Annotated in this window: 17 protein-coding genes; 10 read left to right on the top strand and 7 right to left on the bottom strand. The window is 72.3% G+C overall.

Features of this window, described 5'->3' with window-relative positions; translation table 11 throughout:
* Positions 1-54: 54 nt before the first annotated feature.
* Entirely contained in the window at positions 55-1,713 is a 1,659-nt protein-coding gene (locus FHU33_RS11075; RefSeq protein WP_142025416.1) for a bifunctional 3'-5' exonuclease/DNA polymerase, read from the bottom strand.
* Between the two features lie 75 nt (positions 1,714-1,788).
* Here FHU33_RS11075 and FHU33_RS11070 point away from each other — a divergent pair, with 75 nt between their 5' ends.
* Positions 1,789-2,106: a hypothetical protein gene (locus FHU33_RS11070; RefSeq protein ID WP_142025415.1), complete on the top strand. Its 318-nt coding sequence runs from the start codon at positions 1,789-1,791 to the stop codon at positions 2,104-2,106.
* Between the two features lie 141 nt (positions 2,107-2,247).
* Positions 2,248-4,785, top strand: coding sequence for an HAD-IC family P-type ATPase (locus tag FHU33_RS11065; protein WP_142025414.1), 2,538 nt, complete (start codon positions 2,248-2,250; stop codon positions 4,783-4,785).
* A gap of 88 nt (positions 4,786-4,873) precedes the next feature.
* Here the strand turns inward: FHU33_RS11065 and FHU33_RS11060 are convergent, their stop codons facing one another.
* From FHU33_RS11060 to FHU33_RS11050, 3 genes are all read right to left on the bottom strand, one after another.
* Complete coding sequence (locus tag FHU33_RS11060) at positions 4,874-5,725, bottom strand: SGNH/GDSL hydrolase family protein (RefSeq protein ID WP_211355074.1); 852 nt, start codon at positions 5,723-5,725, stop codon at positions 4,874-4,876.
* Between the two features lie 79 nt (positions 5,726-5,804).
* Positions 5,805-7,034, bottom strand: coding sequence for a saccharopine dehydrogenase family protein (locus tag FHU33_RS11055; protein WP_142025412.1), 1,230 nt, complete (start codon positions 7,032-7,034; stop codon positions 5,805-5,807).
* A gap of 66 nt (positions 7,035-7,100) precedes the next feature.
* Positions 7,101-7,514 (bottom strand): DUF6221 family protein, encoded by a 414-nt coding sequence (locus FHU33_RS11050; protein ID WP_142025411.1) that lies wholly within the window; start codon positions 7,512-7,514, stop codon positions 7,101-7,103.
* Between the two features lie 98 nt (positions 7,515-7,612).
* Between FHU33_RS11050 and FHU33_RS11045 the strand changes: the two genes are divergently transcribed.
* Positions 7,613-9,157 (top strand): ATP-dependent DNA ligase, encoded by a 1,545-nt coding sequence (locus FHU33_RS11045; RefSeq protein WP_142025410.1) that lies wholly within the window; start codon positions 7,613-7,615, stop codon positions 9,155-9,157.
* A gap of 22 nt (positions 9,158-9,179) precedes the next feature.
* Here the strand turns inward: FHU33_RS11045 and FHU33_RS11040 are convergent, their stop codons facing one another.
* Positions 9,180-10,208: an LLM class flavin-dependent oxidoreductase gene (locus FHU33_RS11040; RefSeq protein WP_142025409.1), complete on the bottom strand. Its 1,029-nt coding sequence runs from the start codon at positions 10,206-10,208 to the stop codon at positions 9,180-9,182.
* A gap of 103 nt (positions 10,209-10,311) precedes the next feature.
* On the opposite strand from FHU33_RS11040, the gene FHU33_RS11035 reads away from it, so the two are divergent.
* Together FHU33_RS11035 and FHU33_RS11030 are read left to right on the top strand one after the other, a co-directional pair.
* Entirely contained in the window at positions 10,312-11,940 is a 1,629-nt protein-coding gene (locus FHU33_RS11035) for a GGDEF domain-containing protein (protein ID WP_246063505.1), read from the top strand.
* Between the two features lie 97 nt (positions 11,941-12,037).
* Positions 12,038-12,412 (top strand): VOC family protein, encoded by a 375-nt coding sequence (locus tag FHU33_RS11030; RefSeq protein WP_142025407.1) that lies wholly within the window; start codon positions 12,038-12,040, stop codon positions 12,410-12,412.
* Here FHU33_RS11030 and FHU33_RS11025 read toward each other — a convergent pair.
* Positions 12,400-12,630, bottom strand: coding sequence for a LuxR C-terminal-related transcriptional regulator (locus FHU33_RS11025; protein WP_142025406.1), 231 nt, complete (start codon positions 12,628-12,630; stop codon positions 12,400-12,402). The two genes, FHU33_RS11030 and FHU33_RS11025, sit on opposite strands and share 13 nt — an antisense overlap.
* Before the next feature lie 550 nt (positions 12,631-13,180).
* Here FHU33_RS11025 and FHU33_RS11020 point away from each other — a divergent pair.
* Complete coding sequence (locus FHU33_RS11020; protein ID WP_142025405.1) at positions 13,181-13,990, top strand: mycofactocin-coupled SDR family oxidoreductase; 810 nt, start codon at positions 13,181-13,183, stop codon at positions 13,988-13,990.
* A 44-nt stretch (positions 13,991-14,034) separates the two neighbouring features.
* Here FHU33_RS11020 and FHU33_RS11015 read toward each other — a convergent pair whose 3' ends face one another.
* Positions 14,035-15,654 (bottom strand): long-chain fatty acid--CoA ligase, encoded by a 1,620-nt coding sequence (locus tag FHU33_RS11015; protein ID WP_142025404.1) that lies wholly within the window; start codon positions 15,652-15,654, stop codon positions 14,035-14,037.
* Positions 15,655-15,834: 180 nt separating this feature from the next.
* Between FHU33_RS11015 and FHU33_RS11010 the strand changes: the two genes are divergently transcribed.
* The 4 genes from FHU33_RS11010 (at position 15,835) to FHU33_RS10995 (ending at position 19,828) form a co-directional block, all read left to right on the top strand.
* On the top strand, positions 15,835-16,635 hold the full coding sequence (locus FHU33_RS11010; RefSeq protein WP_142025403.1) for an enoyl-CoA hydratase/isomerase family protein: 801 nt from the start codon (positions 15,835-15,837) through the stop codon (positions 16,633-16,635).
* Between the two features lie 182 nt (positions 16,636-16,817).
* On the top strand, positions 16,818-17,549 hold the full coding sequence (locus FHU33_RS11005; RefSeq protein ID WP_211355073.1) for an enoyl-CoA hydratase-related protein: 732 nt from the start codon (positions 16,818-16,820) through the stop codon (positions 17,547-17,549).
* A 10-nt stretch (positions 17,550-17,559) separates the two neighbouring features.
* Complete coding sequence (locus tag FHU33_RS11000) at positions 17,560-18,735, top strand: acyl-CoA dehydrogenase family protein (protein ID WP_211355072.1); 1,176 nt, start codon at positions 17,560-17,562, stop codon at positions 18,733-18,735.
* Complete coding sequence (locus FHU33_RS10995) at positions 18,728-19,828, top strand: acyl-CoA dehydrogenase family protein (RefSeq protein ID WP_142025401.1); 1,101 nt, start codon at positions 18,728-18,730, stop codon at positions 19,826-19,828. Before FHU33_RS11000 ends, FHU33_RS10995 begins: the two co-directional genes overlap by 8 nt.
* Positions 19,829-19,836: the final 8 nt, after the last annotated feature.

Here is a 19,836-nt window from a genome sequence, read left to right as displayed (position 1 = left end):
CCTCCCGTCGGGGACGCATCGGTGCCGGTCCTCCCTCGCGGTGGACCGTAGGGCTCAGTCCGCGTCGGCCCAGGACCGGACGACGGCGACGTCGAGCGGGAAGTCGATCGGGAACGAGCCGAACAGCAGCCGCCCGGCCTCGGCCGCCGCCCGGCGGACCTCCTCCACCACCTCGTCGGCGAGCTGCTCGGGCGTGTGCACGACCACCTCGTCGTGCAGGAAGAACACCAGGTGCGGTCGCTGCTCCAGCCTGCCCGTGCCGCCCAGCCGCCACAGCCGGTTGCGCAGGTCGGCCAGCCAGCACAGCGCCCACTCCGCGCCGGTGCCCTGCACCACGAAGTTGCGGGTGAACCGCCCCCAGGCGCGACGCCGTCGGTCCCGGTCCCCGGGCGATCCCGCCTGCTCCCCCGGCTCCCCCAGCCCGTCGGGGTCCCCGCTGCCTCCGCCCGGCGACGGGGAGCCCCGGCCGAGGAGGGTGTGCACCACCTCGCCGCGCTCCCCTGCCCGCGCCGCCTCCTCGACCAGTCCGATCGCCCGGGGGTACCGGCGGGTCAGCCGGGGCATCATGCGGCCGCTCTCACCCCGGGTGCCGCCGTACATCGCCCCGAGCATGCCGACCTTCGCCTCGGCCCTCGTCGCCACGGCGCCGCCGGCCACCATCCCCTGGTACAGGTCCCGCGACCGCGCCGCCTCCGCCATGGCGTCGTCCCGGCTCATGCCGGCGAGGACCCGTGGCTCCAGCTGCGCGACGTCGGCGACGACCAACCGCCAGCCCTCGTCGGCGATCGCCGCGGGCCGGATCTGGGTCGGGACCGAGAGCGCTCCCCCGCCGTTGGAGGCCCAGCGGCCCGTCACGACCCCTCCGGGGAGGAAGTAGGACCGGAACCGGCCGTCGCGGACCCACGTGTCCAGCCAGTTCCAGCCGTTGGCCTGGTGCAGCCGCGACAGCCTCTTGTACTCCAGCAGCGGCGGGATGCCTGGATGCTCCAGCTCCTGCAGCGTCCACGAACGGGTGTCGCTCACCGGCAGTCCCGCAGCCTGGAGTCCGCGCAGGAGGTCGCCGGGCGAGTCCGGGTTCAGAGCCGGGGCCGCGAAGGCGGCGCGGATCTCCGTCAGGAGCCGCTCGAGGACCGCCGGCCGCTGGCCGGATGCCGGGCGGGGGCCGAGCAGACCGGTCAGCAGTCGGCCGTGCACGTCCGCCCGCCAGGGCAGCCCGGCGTGCGTCATCTCGGCGGCCACCAGCGCACCGGAGGCCTCGGCGGCGAGCAGCAGACCGAGGCGCCCCCGCTCCGCCGACGCCGCCACGGCCGCCTGCTGGCGCGCGTGCTCGGCCACCGGGTCGAGCCGGTCGGCCGGGTCCTCGAGCGGGAAGAGCGCAGGGTCGGCCACGGTCACCGGCTGGAGCCCGTCCCATCCCGGGGTGTCGCTTCCGACGAGCACGGCCTGGTCGACGAACGGCGACCGCCGGAGGACGGCGTGGGCGAGCCGCAGGTCCCAGCAGCGCTCCACCCGGACACCGGCGTCCAGCAACTGCGGATACCACCGCGTGGTGTCGTCCCAGACCCAGCGCACCGGCCGGCGTCCCTGCGCGCGGACGAATCCCGGGAGACCGGCCGCGGGCAGCCGGGTGGTCTGCACCACCGTCCCGTCCTCGGCGGACTCGAGCGCATCGATCCCGCCCTCGCCGCGGCGCACGAGGACCAGGCGGTTCACGGGTGCAGTCTCGCCCACGGGCCCGACAGCACAGTTGTGCCGCCCGGCGGGCGGCCGCGGCGGCACACTGGAGCGGTGACGTCGCCGATTTCCCCGCGTCCCGCACCCCGCGGCATCGTCCGGCTGCTCAACACCGCCGGCGGGCGTCTGCTCGTGCTGGCCGGGGAGGTGGACGGCGCCGCCGTCGACACCTTCCGCAGGCGGTACGGCTGGGAGCCGGCGCGGATCGACGGCATCGACGCCGGGTCGGTGACCCGCTTCTCGCCGGCTGCGTTCGACCTCGTCCTGGACCATCTCGAGGCGGCCGGGCGGGCAGGTCGGCCGGTGCGCGTCCACCGCTCACCCCAGGTGGAGCGGTTGCTCACGGGGATGTCGGGTCCGGTCGGGCGCTGACCGCCGGCGGACCGACCGCCCCCAGCGCGGGCTGTGCGCCTGCTGTGAGAACCGCCCATGGGCGGGCATGGCCCCTCCCGGCCCGGCAGACTCCGAAGGGCGCACGGTCCCGGTCGGGCCGGTTGACGGAGGGCGGGCCGGATGGACGTGGAGGAGTCGGGTGCCTCGCTCGGCAGCGAGGTGGCGGCCGGGCTGACCCAGCGGGAGGCGGAGGTCCGGCACCGGCGCGGTGAGGGGAACGTCGCCGTCAGCGCGTCGTCCCGGAGCTACACCCGGATCCTCCGCACGAACGTCTTCTCCTTCTTCAACCTCATCCTGTTCGTCATCGGCGCCGCGCTGCTCGCCCTGGGCCGCTACAGCGACGCCTTCACCAGCGTCGGGCTGGGCCTGGTCAACGCGGCGATCGGCGCCGTGCAGGAGATCCGGGCCAAGCGCAAGCTCGACCGGCTGCAGCTGCTCGACCGCAGCCGGGTCACCGTCGTGCGCGACGGCCGGGACGTCGAGGTGGTTCCGGAGGAGATCGTCCGCGGCGACGTCGTCCACGTGCGACCCGGTGACCAGCTCGTCGTCGACGGGCCGGTGCTCGACGGCGGCCGGGTCGACGTCGACGAGTCCCTGCTCACCGGCGAGTCCGAGCCACTGCGGAAGCTGCCCGGCGACGATCTCCTGTCGGGCAGCTTCTGCGTCGGCGGCGAGGGGCACCAGTTGGCACGCGAGGTCGGCGCCTCCAGCTACGCCAGCCGGCTGACCGCCGACGCGCGGCAGACCACCACCGACCGGACGCCCCTGCAGAACCGGATCGAGTTCGTCGTGCGCCTGGTGATGCTGCTCGTCGCGCTGATGAGCGTGACGATCCTGTTCCAGGCGGCGCTCGAGGGGTTCACCCTGGTCCGGGTCGTGCAGACCACCGCCGTGCTCTCGGGGTTGGTGCCCTACGGCCTGTTCTTCCTCGTGGCCGTCGCCTACACCGTGGGCGCCGCCAAGAGCAGCGGCCGCGGCGCGCTGGTGCAGCAGGTGAACGCCGTGGAATCGGTCAGCAACGTCGACGTGGTGTGCACCGACAAGACCGGCACGCTCACGACCGGCCGGCTCGGCCTCGCGGAGGTGCAGCCGGTCGGGACGATGGGGTCCGAGGCGGTCGGGCGACTGGTCGGCTCGATGGCCCGGAGCACGGCGGCACCGAACCTGACCACCACGGCACTGGCCACCGCGCTGCCTGGTGACGTGTGGCCCGTCCGCGACGAGATCCCCTTCTCGTCGACCCTGCGCTGGAGCGCGCTGCGCACGGACGACGGCCTCTACGTCCTGGGGGCGCCCGACCGCCTGGCCCCCCACCTCTCCGGTCCGGCGCTCACCGACACCGTGGGCGACCTGACCGCGCAGGGCCTGCGGGTCCTCGTCGTCGCTCGGGCCGGCGCCGACACGCCGCTCCGGGACACCGCCGGACGACCGCACCTGCCCGCCCTCGAGCCGGTCGCCGTCGTCTCCCTCGCCGACGAGCTGCGCCCCGACGTGCCCGAGACCATCGCCGGGTTCGCGCGGGACGGCATCGATCTGAAGGTCGTGTCCGGCGACGACCCACGCACGGTCGCCGCCCTCGCCCGGCAGGCCGGCCTCGACGCCGGGCTCCCGGTGGCCGGTCGGGACCTCGACGGCCTGTCCGACCCCGAGCTCGACCGGGTCGTCGGGCGCACGACGGTCTTCGGCCGCATCGCCCCGGAGCAGAAGGAGCGGCTCGTCGAGTCGCTGCGACGGCAGGGCCGCTACGTCGCGATGATCGGGGACGGCGTCAACGATGCCCGCGCCCTCAAGCGGGCGCACGTCGGCGTGGCGATGAAGAGCGGCAGTGCCGTCGCCCGGGACGTCGCCGACATCGTGCTGACCGACGACTCGCTCGGAGCGCTGCGCCCCGCCCAGCACGAGGGCCGGCGGATCATCAACGGCATCGGCACGTCGATGCAGGTCTTCCTGGCCCGCGTCGGCACCCAGGCCCTCGTCATCCTGGCCGTCACCATGCTGGGGCTGGGCTTCCCGTACTCACCCGCGAACGTCGGCCTGACCCTGCTCACCGTCGGAGTGCCCACGCTGTTCCTGACCGCGTGGGCGCGCCCGACCCCACCGGACCCGCACCTGCTCCCGAACCTGGGCCGATTCGTGGTCCCGGCGGCGGTGATCACGGCCGCCGGCGGCGTGGCGCTGTACGCCTACCACTACACGTTCCTCTTCGAAGGGCTGAGCCGTTCCGGCACTCCCGAGGAGGTGCTCACCGCGTTCGAGCGCTACACCGGCCTCTCCTCCGACGACGTCGGCTTCACCGAGGCGGCGGCCACCATCGGGGCCCAGACGGCGTTGTCCACCTTCGTCTCCTTCGCCGCCTTCCTGCTCATCCTCTTCCTCAAGCCACCGAACCGGTTGTTCGCGTCCTGGACGCGGCCGGACGGCGACCGGCGGCCCGCGGTGCTCGTCGTCGTGCTCGTCGCGGTGTTCACCGGCGGCTTGTTCATCCCGGCCGTCAGCGATTACTTCGGCCTCACGGGCGCCGCCGACCCGGTCTTCTTCACCGTGCTGCCGGCGCTCGTCCTCTGGTTGACCGTCCTGAGCGCCGCCTACCGGTTCCGCGTCCTCGAACGCGCGCTCGGGCTGGCGATTCGAACGGGACAGGAAGCCGCCGGGCGCTGACCACCGGTCGACCACCAGGTCGGCGAGCCGATCGTCGGTGCGCGACCTCCCGCGGAGCTGTCGGTCGGCCCGCGTGGTCGAACGGGCCTCAGCGCAGGCGCAGGACCTTCATCGCCTGCGCCGCCATCTCCCGCTCTCCCTGGGCGTTCGGGTGGACGACCACGGCGTTCGTGCCCTGCAGCACCGGCTCGATCCAGCGGACGCCGATCGGCTGGCAGGCGTCGTGCCCCTCCGAGACCCGGTCCATGTCTACGTAGGTCACCCCGGTTCTGGCGGCGGCTCGCCGGACGGCGTCGTTGAGGGTGGCCTGCAAACTGCGCAGGTACGGCACGTCGCCCTCGGCCACCGGCATGCGGTCGAAGCAGCCACCGCTCCTCGGCATGATCCACGGGTAGCCGAGGATGGCGACCTCCGCCCGTGGCGCCTCCTCTCGGACGGCCCGCAGGGTGCTCACCAGCGCCGGGTAGGTCGTGTTCCGGATGGTGTCCTCGAAGGACGAGCCGTACCGGTCCTTGCACGGGCTGCCCGTGCCGAGGGTCGACAGGCCGGCGGCCCCGCACTGGACGATCGAGTTGATGAACACGCCGCTGTCGTTGCCGCCGATCGTCATGGTGACCAGCTGGGTGTCGCGCGAGAGCGCGTCGAGCTGCGGCGCGACGCCCGGATGCTGCTCGGCGACGTAGTCGCCGGTGTCGGCCCCGCCGCAGGTCACGTCGATGAGCTGGGCGCCGGTCGCGGCGGCGATCACGTGCGGGTAGTTGCTGGTCGAGCGCAGGCACTGCGGCGGGGCCGCAAGGTCCGGCGGCAGGACGCCGGAGGCCGCGCTGTAGGAGTCACCCAGCGCCACGTACCGGAGGGGGCCGTGTGCCCCGGCGGTCGACGGAGCGCCGAGCAGCACGAGAGCGAGGGCGGCGAGGACACAGGCGGCGATGCGCTGCACGGGTTGCTCCATCCGAGGGGGGAACTCGGTAGGACAACGCGGGACGCCGGTGGGGGTTACGGGTCGTCACACTTGGCGCTCAGACCCCGGTCGCCTCGTAGGTGTGCCCGGCAGCCCGCAGGCGCTCGACGAGGACGTCGCCCAGCGCCGTCGCCGGGGTGAGCGAGCCGGCGCGGTCGGGCAGCCGGTCAGCGTCCAGGGTCAGCGCCAGCGCGCTCTCGCCCAGCATCACGGCGGTCGCCCTGTACCCGGGGTCGCCCTTGCCCGCGGCAATCGCCCGGTACCGGCGGCCGGACTCGGTCTCCGCGTCGACGGTCATGCGGAACCAGCCGTTGCGGCGGACGGCCTCGCTCGGGCCGCTGCCCGGCGCCGGGAGCACCCGGTCCAGCACCGCGCGGGTCGGTCCGAAGCTCAGGGCGGACACGGCGCCCACCAGGCCGGCGCTGACCCCGGCCGCCGTCACGGCGCCCAGCGGACCGCGGCCGACGCCCATGACCTCGCCGTAACTGAGCCCCCGCCCGTACGCCCAGCCCTGCAGCGCGTTGCTGCGCCGCACGATGCGCGTGTTGAACGGTGCCATCACGAACGCCGCGGTCCACCGTCCGTCCGGCATCCGGACGGGCAGGCCGGCATCCCGCGGCTGCGGTGTGTCCGGCTCCGCCGCCCGGTCGGGGCTGAGCGCGAACGGGTCACCGGCCACGCGACGCAGCGACGGGTCCCCCTGGAGCGCCTCCACCTGGGCGCGCATGGAGTCGATCGTGCCGCCGCTGAGACCGCCGCGGAGGGTGGCGACCAGACGGACGTCGCGCAGGCCGTCCGCCCCGTCGGCGCGGGCCCGCTCGGCGAGCAGGAAGGTGCTGAGGTCCGAGGGGATCGAGTCGTACCCGCAGGCGTGCACGATCCGGGCGCCGGTCTCCCGTGCGACGGCGTCGGACCGGCTCATGGCCTCGCGGACGAACAGCAGCTCGCCGGTCAGATCGGCGTAGTGCGTGCCGGCGGCGGCGCAGGCCTCGACCACGGGCATGCCGTACCGCGCGTACGGGCCGACCGTGGTCACCAGCACCCGCGTGCTCTCGGCCAGCGCGGTCAGCGACGCCGGGTCCCCGGCGTCGGCCTCGAGGACCGGCCACTCGCGGGCGGCCGGTGGGAGGGCCGCGCGGACCTCCAGGAGCCGGGTCCGGGACCGCCCGGCAAGTCCGACGCGGACTCCCGGCGGGGTGTGCTCGGCGAGGTAGGCGGCGAGCAGCCGTCCCACGAAGCCGGTGGCCCCGAAGACGACGAGGTCGTGGTCGCGTGCGCTCTCAGCCATGCCGACATCCTGCGTGCCACCGCCGGAGGACGCCCGGCGGCCCCGACCGTGCCCGCCTGCCGGCCGTCAGGGCCGCCACTCCGGCCGGTAGTCGTGGTGGGCGGCGTAGGGCAGGGCCAACAGACCGAGGGTGAGAGCGGCGAGCTGGTGCTGGTCGCGGGGTGGGAGCGGGAAGTCGGCCAGCCCGGGTGGCCGTGCGCCGAGGAAGCTCCGGTCGAACCCCGCGTCCCGGCAGGCGAGGACCAGCCGCCGCTTCGCGGCGCACTCGACCAGGACGCGCGCCGGGTCGTGCCGTGCGACGTGCTCCGTTCGGTGCAGGGATGCCGGCGACGGCACCGCGACGTCGCCGGCCTGCCACGATTCCCGGCCGGCGGCCGTCGCGGCGTCGACGGCGATCCGCTTGTCCTCGGCGATGCGGGCCAGCAGGAACTCGTCGAGGGTCGGCACCATGTCCGGTTCGAGGCCGGAATCCACGCTCATCCCGTCATCCTCGGTCCGGCCCGGCCCCGCGGCACCACCACGATCCGCCGCGGCGCCGGCCCACCGGGGGAGTTCCTGCGGCCTGCCAGGATGGCGCGGTGCTGTTCGCCGACGTCGTCGCCGCCTCCGCGGCCGTCGCGGCCACGCGGTCGCGCACCGCGAAGGCCGGGACGATCGCGGAGGTGTTGCGCCAGGCCGGCCGGGGCGAGGTCGAGCCGGTGACCGCCTGGCTGTCGGGCGAGATCCGGCAGGGGCGGCTGGGCGTCGGCTGGCGCACGCTGTCGCGGACGGGCGGGGCGCCTGCCTCGACGTCGTCGCTGACGGTCGCCGCCGTCGACCAGGGCCTCGCGGACCTCGCGGCGACCTCCGGCGCGGGCTCCGCCGCCCGGCGCGACGCCGTCCTCACGGCCCTGTTGTCGGCCGCCACCGCCGACGAACGGCAGTTCCTCGTTCGGCTGCTCGCCGGCGAGCTACGCCAAGGGGCGCTGGAGGGCGTCGTGCTGGACGCCGTCGCGGCGGCGGCCGACGTCCCGGCCACGAGCGTCCGCCGGGCGTTCATGCTCTCCGGCAGGTTGCCCGAGACGGCGGCCGCCGCGCTCGCCGGCGGTGTCGAGGCGCTGGACGCTGTACGCCTCCAGGTCGGTCGCCCCGTCCGGCCCATGCTGGCCAGCCCGGGTTCCTCGCTGGACGCCGCGCTCGCCGATCTGGGCAACGACGTGACGGTGGAGTTCAAGCTGGACGGCGCCCGCATCCAGGTGCACCGGGACGGCGACGAGGTGCGGGTGTGGACACGAACGCTGCGGGAGGTGACCGACGGCGTCCCGGAGCTCGTCGACCGGGTGCGGGCGCTCCCCTGCTCCACCGCCGTCCTGGACGGCGAGACCCTGGCCCTCGACGACGACGGCCGGCCGCGTGCCTTCCAGGACACGATGAGCCGCTTCGGCAGTGGGGTGGGCGGGGAGATGGTCGAGGAGGGCGTGCTGCTCAGCCCGTTCTTCTTCGACCTGCTCCACGTAGACGGCCGCGACCTCCTCGACGAGCCGCTGAACGTCCGGCTGGACGCCCTGGCCGAGCTGCTGGCCGCCGACGAGCACGCCGCCCTGCGGATGCCCGGCGTCCGCTCCCCCCGCCCGGAGCAGGCGGCCGAGGTGCTCGACGACGCGCTCACCGCCGGCCACGAGGGGGTCGTGGTCAAGGCGCTGGACGCCGCCTACGCCGCCGGACGACGCGGCAAGGCCTGGCAGAAGGTCAAGCCGGTGCACACCCTCGACCTCGTCGTCATCGGTGCGGAATGGGGGTACGGCCGCCGCACCGGGAAGCTGTCGAACATCCACCTCGGCGCCCGCGACCCCGACGGCGGCGAGCCGGTGATGGTGGGCAAGACCTTCAAGGGGATGACCGACGAGCTGCTCGACTGGCAGACCCGCACCTTCCCCGAGCTGGCGCGGGAACGACCCGAGTGGGGGCTGGTGCTCCGGCCGGAACTGGTCGTCGAGATCGCCCTCGACGGGGCGCAGCGCAGCACCCGGTATCCCGGCGGGGTCGCCCTGCGCTTCGCCCGCGTGCTGCGCTACCGCCCGGACAAGTCCCCCGCCGAGGCGAACACCCTCGACGCGGTCCGCGCCCTGCTCGCCGGCGGCTGAACCGAACTCCAGCGGTCAGGGATCAGATCCCGGCGACCCGGGGCGCGACCTCGGTGCCCAGCAGCTCGATGCCGCGCAGCAGGTCGGCGTGGGCCAGGCGTGGGTTGGTCATCTGCAGCGAGATGCGATCCACCCCGCCCAGCTGCTCGTCCACCCGCGCGAGCTTGGTGGCCACGGTCTCCGGGTCGCCCATGAAGAAGGCGCCGTCCGGCCCGCTGGTCGCGTCGAACTGCCGCCGGGTGGGCGGCGCGAAACCCCGCTCGCGGGAGACCTTCTCGAACATCTCGTGCCAGCCGGGGTAGATGGTGTCGGCCGCGGCCCGGGTGCTCTCGGCGACGAAGCCGAACACGTGCAGCCCCACCTGCAGCTGTTCGGGAGCGTGACCCGCCTGCGCACCGGCCCGGCGGTAGAGGTCGATGAGCGGCGCGAACTGCCGGGGCTCCCCGCCGATGATCGCCACCATGAGCGGCAGCCCGAGCAGGCCGGCCCGGACGAAGGACTCGGGGGTGCCTCCGACACCCACCCAGATCGGCAGCGGGTCCTGCAGCGGTCGCGGGTAGACGCCCTGCCCGGTGAGGGCGGGACGGTGCCGGCCGGACCAGGTGACGTGCTCGAACTCCCGGATGCGCAGCAGCAGGTCGAGCTTCTCGGTGAACAGCGAGTCGTAGTCGGCCAGGCTCAGGCCGAACAGCGGGAACGCCTCGGTGAACGATCCGCGCCCGACCACCAGGTCGATCCGGCCCTTGGAGATCAGATCGAGGGTGGCGAACTGCTGGAAGACGCGGACCGGGTCGGCCGCACTCAGCACGGCGACCGCGCTGCCCAGCCGGATGCGGGACGTCCGTGCCGCCGCGGCCGCCAGGATCACCGGCGGGGCGGAGTCGTAGTACTCGCTGCGGTGGTGCTCGCCGATGCCGAACGAGTAGAGCCCGACGCGGTCGGCGAGCTCGATCTCCTCCAGCAGGTGCTGCATCCGCTCCTCGGGTCCGACGACGTGCCCCGTGGCGGGATCGGTCACCGCCGAGACGAAGCTGTCGACGCCGAGGTGCATGGCCGCCAGTCAAGCAGGCCGCACCTGGCCGGGCGCACCCGTGCGGGGTAGATCACGTCGGGCAGGCGCTCAAGGTGCGGGGACGGGCGGCCGATGGAGTGCTGTGACCAGCACCGCGGACGTCCACGACGCGGCGAGCGAGGAGCGCAGTCCCGCTGCGTCCTCGCCGCTCGCCGGCGTACGCGCCCGCGAGCTGGCGGCGTCGATCGGCGAGTTGGAGAACCTCTCGCGATTCGACCGCGACGACATCGCCGAGCGGGCGGAGCTGGCTGCCGCCACCGCCGAGCACCTCGGCCGCACCGACCTGGCCTTGCGCGCCCGCCTCGTCCAGGCCGACCTGCTCCGACGGCGCGGCAACGTGGCGGAGGCCGGACGGCGGGTGCAGGAGATCCAGCGCTGGGCCACGGAGCACGACTCGCGGCACCTCCAGGCCCGCAGCCACTTCGTGCTCACCGCCGCCTTCCAGGAGCTGGGAGACCTCTCGCTGGCCCTCGAGCACGCCGTCCGCGCCGTGGAACTGCTGGCCGAGGACGCCGGGCGCGAGGTGCGGATCGACCATCTGGCGCGGCTCGCCGACTGCCTCGGCCTCAGCGGCGACGTCGCGGCGCGGGAGCGCTACGACGACGTCCTGCAGCTCGCCGAGGAGCTCGGCGACATCGGCCGCCAGCTGCTCGCGCTCAACAACCGGGCGTACTGCGAGACCGTCGCCGGCGCCTTCGAGGAGGCGCTGGTCTGGAGCACCAAGCTCCAGCACCTGGCCGCCCGGCACGACGTGCCCCTGCGCGTCGGCCAGCTGGACACCGTGGGCCGGGCACTGATGGAGCTGGGCCGCCTCGAGGACGCCGAGACCGCGATGCTGCCCGGGTTGTGCCCGGAGGCCCTCGACGCCTCGCGCGACGGGGACGCCGGTGCGGACTTCCTGCTGACCGTGGCCGAGGTCCGGCGCCGTCGCGGCCACCTCGACGAGGCCCGGACGACGCTCGACGACTGCGTGCGCCGGTGCGAGGAGCACGGGCTGACCTCGATCCGCGTGCGTGCCCGGCGGGAGCAGGCGGAGCTGCACGCCGCATACGGCGACTTCCGGGCGGCCTACGAGGAGCACAAGCTCTACTCCGACGAGCTCATGGACCTGCAGTCGGCAGAGCGGGACGCCCGGGCCCGCGCGCTCCAGGCGATGTACGAGACCACGGAAGCCCGGCGGCAGACCCGCCGCTACCGCGAGCTCTCCCTGCGTGACCCGCTCACGGGCCTCTACAACCGCCGGTACGTCGACGACCACCTGCCGGGGCTGCTCGACCAGGCCACCGCGGGGACGACGACCGTCACCGTCGCCCTGCTCGACCTGGACCACTTCAAGAGCATCAACGACACCTGGTCCCACGAGGTCGGAGACCGGGTGCTCCGCACCGTCGCCGAGCTGCTCCAGGAGGCCTGCTCAGCTGCCGGCACCGCGTCGTTCGTCGCGCGGATGGGCGGCGAGGAGTTCCTCCTCGTCCTGGTCGGCGGCGACGACGACGAGGCGGCCCAGCGGCTGGAGGAGGTCCGGCGGAGCATCCGGACGCACCCCTGGGCGGAGCTCACCGGCCACCTGCCGGTGACGGCCAGCATCGGCGCCGCCGGCACCGCCGGCCGCACCGACACCTCGCCGCCGGAGGTGCTCGGCCGCGCCGACGCGCACCTGTACCTGGCCAAGCGCGCGGGGCGCGACCGCGTCGTCACCGATCGGGCCTGACTCCCCCCACCCGCGACGCCAGGGGCCCCTCTCCGGCCCTCGACGTGCTTGGGTCGGTCCGCAGTCGATCGACCTCAGGACGACGCCGGAGGTGGTGATGCCCGTCCAGCTCGACCACACCATCGTCGGCGCCAGCGACAAGCGGACGTCCGCGACGTTCCTCGCCGAGGTGCTCGGCCTGGGCCCGCCCACCACGTTCGGGCCGTTCGCGGTGGTGAAGCTGGCCAACGGGGTGTCGCTGGATTTCATGGACCACGAGGAGGTGCATCCACGGCACTACGCGTTTCTGGTGACCGAGCAGGAGTTCGACGAGATCTTCGGGCGTATCCGGGCCCGGGGACTCGACTTCTGGGCCGATCCCTTCCAGCGGCAGCCCGGCCGGATCAACACCGGCGACGGCGGGCGCGGCGTGTACTGGCACGACCCGGACGGGCACGTCCTCGAGCTGGTCACCCGGCCCTACGGCGGCTGACCCGGACCGGGCGGCGTCGCCGGGCCCGCGTGTCGTGGCATCGGCCCACCGTTGCGCGCCCGCGCTCCGGCGGCCGGCAGGATCCCGGCCCGCTGCGCCGCGAGGACGGCGGTAAGGCGGTCCCCCACGCCGAGCTTGCCGTAGATGTGCTCCAGGTGCTTGTGGACCGTGGCTCCGGCGATGTGCAGGTGACGGCCGATCGCGACGGCGGTGGCCAACCGCGACGGATCAGCATCCGCACCGCGTGGTCCCGAGAGATGCCCAGCCGGAGGAATGTCCCCGCTCGGCGATGCGGCCCATGAGGAGGAACTCGAGGTTGGGCATGATCGCTGCGAAGAGCGCGAGCCGGTCTGACAGCGGGAAGGACGACGTGACCATCCCGACGTCCCCCACGTCATCCTGGGTCAGACCGTGAACGGTGAGCGACTCGACATCGGCCTGCGTGAGGGGCCGTCGGCTCGGCGGCCAGCCGGGTCGCGCAGTACGGATACTCGTTGACCGTGCTGATGGCCCCGACGACCAGCTACCGGTCGGCCCGGGACGGGCCCGGTGTCCATCGGGGCGTCCTGCATGGCGAAGAGGGCGCGTTCCTCCTCCGTTCTCCACCACCCGGGCCGGGGGGCGCTGAGTGAAGCCGACCGCTGTTCCACGTCGGCGAAGCGCTCGGCGAGGGCAGCCGTGCCGGACCGCCGCCAGGACTGCCCACGGCGCTTCTGACCTTGCGCCCCTACGATCCTGCTACGGATGCCTAGCTGACGGGAGTCACGAGTGGAGTTGGAAGGCAAGGTCGCGGTCATCACCGGCGGCGCCCGTGGGCAAGGACGGGCCCACGCCCTTCGGCTGGCCCGGGATGGCGCCGACATCGTGCTGTGCGACCTCGCCGCCCAGCTCGGGTCCGTGCCGTACCCCATGGCGGAACCTGCCGACCTCGAGGAGACGATTCAGCTGGTCGAGAGGACCGGCCGGCGGTGCATCGGCGTGATCGCCGACGTGCGTGATACCGCGGCAATGCAGAACCTCACCGACCGCGCCATGGCCGAGTTCGGCAGGATCGACGTCCTGCTGGCCAACGCCGGCATCATGACGGTGACGGAGAACGTCTGGGAGATCTCCGACCAGCAGTGGGACGAGACGGTCGGGGTCAACCTCACCGGGGTCTTCAAGGCCTGCCGGGCGGTAATCCCGCACATGATCGAGGGCGGCCGCGGTGGCTCGATCGTCATCACGTCGTCGGTCGCCGGCCTGCGGTCCTACCCGGCACTCACCGATTACACGGCGGCCAAGCACGGGGTGGTCGGACTGATGCGCAACCTCGCCCACGAGCTGGGCCGGCACAACATCAGGGTCAACACCATCCATCCGACCGGGGTGGCCACTCCCATGGCTTTCAACCAGTTCTTCGGCGACTGGTTGTCCACGCGCGAGCAGCTGGGTCGGTTCATGACCGAGAACGTGCTGCCGGTCGGGGCGATCGAACCGGCCGATGTCGCGGAGGTGGTCAGCTGGCTGGTGTCGGACCGGGCGCGGTGGCTCACCGGCGCGGCGATCCCCGTCGATGCGGGCTTCCTCCTGAAGTAGCCCGCATCCTGAAGTAGCCGGCATCGGTGGGCACATCCGGCTGATCAGGACCGGAACTGCTCGCGGACCTGCTTCTTGTCGGTCTTCCCCACCCCCGTCTTGGGAATCGACGACACGAACTCGTACCGGTCGGGGATCCACCACTTGGCTACCCGCGCCGCCAGGAAATCATCCAGCTCGGCGGGGTCGGGAGGATTCGCCCGGTCGGCCGGCACGATGCAGGCGAGCGGACGTTCCCGCCACTTCTCGTGCGGCACGGCGACGACGACAGCCTCGGACACACCCGGGTGCGCCTGCAGCGCGTTCTCCAGTTCCACCGAGGAGATCCACTCTCCCCCGCTCTTGATGAGGTCCTTCTCCCGGTCGTGGAGCCGCATGTACCCGTCGGGGTCCACCACGCCCACGTCCCCCGTGCGATACCAGCCGTCGACGAACACCTCCGCGGTGCGCTCGGGATCGTCGAAGTACTCCCGGGCTATCCACGGACCGCGCAGCCGGAACTCTCCGACCGATGTGCCATTCCAGGGCACCGAGTGCCCGTCCTTGTCCACGAGTGCCAGCTCGACCAGCGGCAGGGGCGCCCCTTGTCGCAGCGCCCGACGGTGGCGGTCCTCCGTCGGCTCCGCCCGTAGGTCGTGGTCGACGTGGTTGAACGTCGCCAAGGGTGATGCCTCGGTCATCCCCCACCCCTGCCACACCTCGGCACCGGCGTGCTCCTCGAACCACCGGACCAGCGCCTCGGTCGGCGCCTGCCCGCCGAGCCAGACAGCCTCGAGGCTGGTCAGGTCGTGCCGCGCGGCCGCTGGATCGACGAAGTCCCGGATCATCACGCCAACGGAGACGGCCCCGCAGAGGTGCGTGACCTGCAGGTCCTCGACCAGGCCGACCAGGCGCGCCGCATCCGGGGCCCGCCCCGGGAGTACCAGCACCGCGCCCGTCAGCGCCGCAGAGTGGGGAATTCCCCACGCGTTTGCGTGGAACATCGGCGTCGCGACCAGGATCCGCATCCGCTCGCTGAGACCGAAGGCGTCGGCCAGGCAGTGCGCGAGACTGTGCAGCACCATGCTCCGGTGCGAGTAGAGGACCCCCTTGGGATTGCCGGTCGTCGCTGACGTGTAGCAGAGGCCGGCAGCGGTGTTCTCGTCGAACTCGGGAAAGTCGTAGTCGGCATCCCCGGCGGCGATGACATCCTCGTAGCCGTGGACCGCCCGCCCGGCCAGCCGGCTCCCGGGCGGTGGGCCGTTCATGACGACGATCGTCTGCAGGTCCGGACAACGATCGATGACCTGTTCGAGCAGCGGCCACTGGTCGGCGTCGATCAGCACGGCCCTGCTGCCGGCGTGGCCAAGGATGTAGGCCACCTGGTCGGGAAAGAGCCGGAAGTTGACGGTGTGCAGCACCGCCCCCATGCACGGAACGGCGAAGTAGGCCTCGAAATGCGTCAGCGTGTTCCAGCCGATCGTGGCGACGCGGTCACCTGTGCCGATGCCGATCCCCGCCAGTCCCGACGCCAGCAGGCGGGCGCGTCGCCCGATGTCGGCGTACGTGCGCGTCACGAGCCCGTCGTCGGCCACGGCGGAGACCGTGCGGCGACCATGGAGTTGCTCGTTGCGTTGGAGGAACGACCGCAGCAACAGCGGCCGATCCATCATGAGTCCCCTCACCCAGGGCTCCTTGCGGGACGTAGGGCGTTGACCGGCGGTGCCGAAGGACGAGGCCCGTCGCGAACCATGGCGGCGTGCCGGCCATCATGCGGGCCGGGGAGTCGAGGTGTCCAGCACAGGCGGCTGTCCACCTCCCCGTAGCTTGTGGACCTTGCGTCCACGTTCGAGGGAGTCAGTGAGATGTCGAGTGACGAGACGCTGATCGTGACCCGGCCGCGAGACGGCATCGTGCTGGTCACTCTCAACAGACCGGGCCGTCTGAACGCGCTGACCTTCGACATGTTCCGTGCGCTTCGCTCCTTCTGCGACACCACGGCGGATGACGACACGGTCCGCGTGGTCGTCCTCACGGGTGCTGGGCGCGGGTTCTGCGCCGGCCTCGACCTGGACGCGGCGGACACGCTGCCGGGGATGACCACCACGGAGATGCTCGACGGGCAGGAGTCGTGGGCCGACGCCGTGGCAGCATTCCGGCGACTGCCCCAACCGGTCATCGCCGCTGTCAACGGGCCGGCGGCCGGAGCCGGCTTCTCGCTGGCCCTGGCCGCGGACATCCGGTACGCGGCTCCCGAGGCCCGCTTCAACGCAGCATTCATCAAGATCGGCCTGACCGGTGGTGACTGCGGCAGCTCGTGGATGCTTCCCCGGATCGTCGGCCTGGGGCAGGCCTACGAGATCCTGCTGACCGGTCGCCTCGTCGCGGCGGAGGAAGCTGCGCGGATCGGTCTGGTGAACCTCGTGGTCGGCGGGGAGAACCTGGTGGATGAGGCGCTCGACCTCGCAGAGGTCATCGCGGGCAACAGCCCTCTCGGGGTGCGACTGACCAAGCAGGTCGTGCAGATCAACGTCGATGCGCCGTCGCTCGAGGCGGCGTTGGAGCTGGAGAACCACAATCAGGTGCTCACCAGCCGGACCGCCGACATGGCCGAGGCGCTCGAGGCCTATCGCGAGAAGCGCCCGCCGCGCTACACCGGACACTGACGTCCTGCCGGTCGTGCAGTGCCGGGCCGCGCACCGCTCCGGAGGCGCGCCCCTCTATTGCTTCTCGACCTCGGCGATGGCAACCTCCCAATCGGTCGGGAGATTTCGACCGACTGGAAGGTCGACGGACGGAGAGTTGAGTGGCCGGGTTCGAGTTCCTTGACGTCGTCACCGAGGACCACGTGACGACCGTCACCATGAGACGGCCTCCCGTGAACGCGGTGAACCAACCGATGTACGCCGAGATAAAGCGGCTGTTCTCGCGGATCGAGGAGTACGCCCCCGACGCGCGCGCTGTCGTCCTCGTCGGTGAGGGCAAGCACTTCTGCGGCGGCAATGACCTTGAGGAGTTCAAAACCCTCAGCCCGCAGAACTCGGGCCCCCGGATGATGGCGGTGCGCGAGGCGTTCTGGGCGATCTACGACTCGGCTCTTCCCGTCATCGCCGCGGTACGGGGCGTCGCGGTCGGTACCGGGGTGGCCCTGGCCGCCTCCTGCGATCTCGTCGTCGCCGCCGAAGGTGCGCGCTTCAGCCTTCCCGAGATCGGGGTCGGAGTGATGGGCGGCGCCAAGCACATGTCGCGACTGGTACCGCAGGGCGTCGTCCGGCTCATGCACTACACGGCGGACCTGATTCCGGCGGAGGATCTGGTCCAGTACGGCGGTATCGCGAGCATCGTCTCCTCGGAGGAGCTGGAGCAGGCGGCCACCCGACTGGCGCACCGGATCACCCGACACAGCCCCGTCGCTATCAAGATCGCCAAGCGCAGCCTGAACCAGATCGAGTACATGGACCTGAAGTCGGGCTACCAGTTCGAGCAGAGCCTCACCGCCGAGTTGTCCGGGACCGAGGACGCCAAGGAAGCCGTCCAGGCCTTCTTCGAGCGGCGTGAGCCGCAGTACACCGGCAAGTGAGGCGGCTGTCGTGACCGAGACGAACCACGACGCTCCCTCCCTGGAGGACTACCGCGCATCCGTGCGGAGCTGGCTGGCACAGGTGGAGAAGCCTGACGTGCCGCTCGACCTCGACGGGCGCTTCGCCGTCCTCCGCCAGTGGCAGCGAGCCCTCTTCGACGCCGGCTGGATCGGGATCTCCTGGTCTCGTGAGGCCGGGGGGCAGGGGCTCACACCGCTGCACCAGATGGTCTTCGCCGAGGAACTGGCCCGGGCCGGCGCACCTCAGCCCATCGGGCTCATCGGCCTGGACGTGGTCGGCCCATCGATCGACCACTACGGCAGCCCGGAGCAGAAAGCGACGCTCCTGCCCCGCCTGCTCTCCGGTGACGACATCTGGTGCCAGGGGTTCTCCGAGCCGAACTCCGGCTCCGACCTCGCGTCGCTGCGCACCCGCGCGCGGGTCGAGGGTGACGAGTTCGTCATCGACGGTCAGAAGGTCTGGACCTCGTGGGCGCACAAGGCCCAGTGGTGCGCGCTGCTGGCCCGGACCGATCCCGATGCCCCCAAGCACAAGGGCATCAGCTACATCCTCGTCGACATGTCGACGCCGGGGGTCACGGTTCGGCCGCTGGTCCAGATGACGGGCGACGAGGAGTTCTGCGAGGTCTTCTTCGAGGACGTCCGCGTGCCGGTGAGCAACCTCGTGGGTGAGCTCAACGCCGGATGGTCGATCGCCCAACACACGCTCGGGGACGAGCGGGGCTCCTACACCCTTCGCCGATGTGTCGAGTACGAGGTGGCCGTCGAGGATGCGGTCCAGGAGCTCCGCAGTCACTTCGCGGCGTCCGGGAACCGGCCCGACGATCACGTCTGCGAGCAGGTGGGGCGCGCCTACACCGCCGTCCAAGGGCTCGAGGGGCAGACGCGCAAGACCATGGAACGGAAGATGAACGGCGAGGGGCCCAGCGCCTACGACTCGGTCGACAAGCTGAGCCTCAACGAGACCGAACAGCTGATGTACACCTCGATCACCGACCTGCTCGGCCCGCTGCGCAACGTCACGGACGCACGTCCGCTCGGGCTCGACGCCGCTCGCTGGACCAAGGAGCACTACTACTCCCGCGCCGCCTCCATCTACGGCGGCACGTCCCAGGTCCAGCGCAACATCATCGCCGAGAGATTGCTGGGGTTGCCTCGTGGCTGACACGAACAGCGGGCTCGTCGCCCCGGTGAGCGAGTACCTGAAGCGGTCCTTCACGGCCGACCGACGGCTGGCCATGCTGCACGCCAACGGCTCGGATGACGAGCTGGTCGAGGACGTCGGCCGGCTGGGCTGGTACTCCCTCGTCGCCCCCGAGGAGCAGGACGGCCTCGGGCTGCACCCCGCAGAGCTTGCGCCAGTGTTCAGGCTCTTCGGACGGGAGCTCCTCACCGGCCCGATGCTCGAGCAGATGCTGGTCCCCGGTCTACTGCTGTCCGCGGTCCCGCAGGGCGACGGGCTCCGCTCCCGCCTGCAGGACGTCTCGTCGGGTGGGACGCGGATCGCCGTGGCCGACCCCGGGGTCACCAACGACTGGCGGCAGGCCACGGGCGAGCTGCGCCACGGGTCCGACCGGCTCGACGGGTCGATGGAGCTGGTGCGGTTCGGCGCCGGCGCCGACGAGATCGTCGTGGTCGCACAGGACGGCACCGAGTCCGTGGTCGCCCTGGTGCCCGCCACCCGGGCCGGGATCACCGTCACCGAGCGGCCCAGCGTCGATCCGGGCGCCTCCTTCGCTCACGTGCGTTTCGACGGCGTCGAGGCCGGACCCGGCGACGTGCTCGCCCGCGGTTCCGCCGCAGCGTCGGTGGTCCTGCAGCTGCGGGCCTGGCATCGGCTGCTGATCGCCGAAGAGCTCGCCGGGATCGCCCGGCACGTACTCGAGATGAGCCTGGAGTACATCCAGCAGCGGGAACAGTTCGGCCGCGCGATCGCGACCTTCCAGGCGATCCGCCACATCGCCGCGTCGGTGGCCCAGCGGGTGATCCTGCTGGAGAACTTCTGCGAGGCCGTCGCGGCCGACTCGGCATCGCTCACGCCAGAGGAACTCGAGGTCGCCGCCATGACGGTCAAGGCCACGGCGGCGGAGACGGCGCGGTTCGCCTGCGAGAACGCGCTCCAGATGCACGGCGGGATCGGATTCACCTACGAGTACGACCTGCACTGGTATTACAAGCGCGCGCTGTCGCTCCGCACCTGGTACGGCGACGAGCGCGAACTCGCCATCGAGATCGGCCGGCGCAAGCTGACCGCATGACGCCCGAC

Origin of the sequence: Blastococcus colisei (genome assembly GCF_006717095.1) — a bacterium.
GTDB classification, from domain to species: Bacteria; Actinomycetota; Actinomycetes; order Mycobacteriales; family Geodermatophilaceae; genus Blastococcus_B; species Blastococcus_B colisei.
The sequence above is the reverse complement of the archived record's forward strand: the minus strand, read 5'-3'. Positions and strand labels throughout refer to the sequence as shown.

What these genes read in the sequence shown, in the direction of transcription:
- FHU33_RS11065 (WP_142025414.1), top strand. Translation starts at nt 2,248, where the DNA reads ATGGACGTGGAGGAGTCGGGTGCCTCGCTCGGCAGCGAGGTGGCGGCC.
- FHU33_RS11055 (WP_142025412.1), bottom strand. Translation starts at nt 7,034, where the DNA reads ATGGCTGAGAGCGCACGCGACCACGACCTCGTCGTCTTCGGGGCCACC.
- FHU33_RS11050 (WP_142025411.1), bottom strand. Translation starts at nt 7,514, where the DNA reads ATGAGCGTGGATTCCGGCCTCGAACCGGACATGGTGCCGACCCTCGAC.
- FHU33_RS11040 (WP_142025409.1), bottom strand. Translation starts at nt 10,208, where the DNA reads ATGCACCTCGGCGTCGACAGCTTCGTCTCGGCGGTGACCGATCCCGCC.
- FHU33_RS11030 (WP_142025407.1), top strand. Translation starts at nt 12,038, where the DNA reads ATGCCCGTCCAGCTCGACCACACCATCGTCGGCGCCAGCGACAAGCGG.
- FHU33_RS11010 (WP_142025403.1), top strand. Translation starts at nt 15,835, where the DNA reads ATGTCGAGTGACGAGACGCTGATCGTGACCCGGCCGCGAGACGGCATC.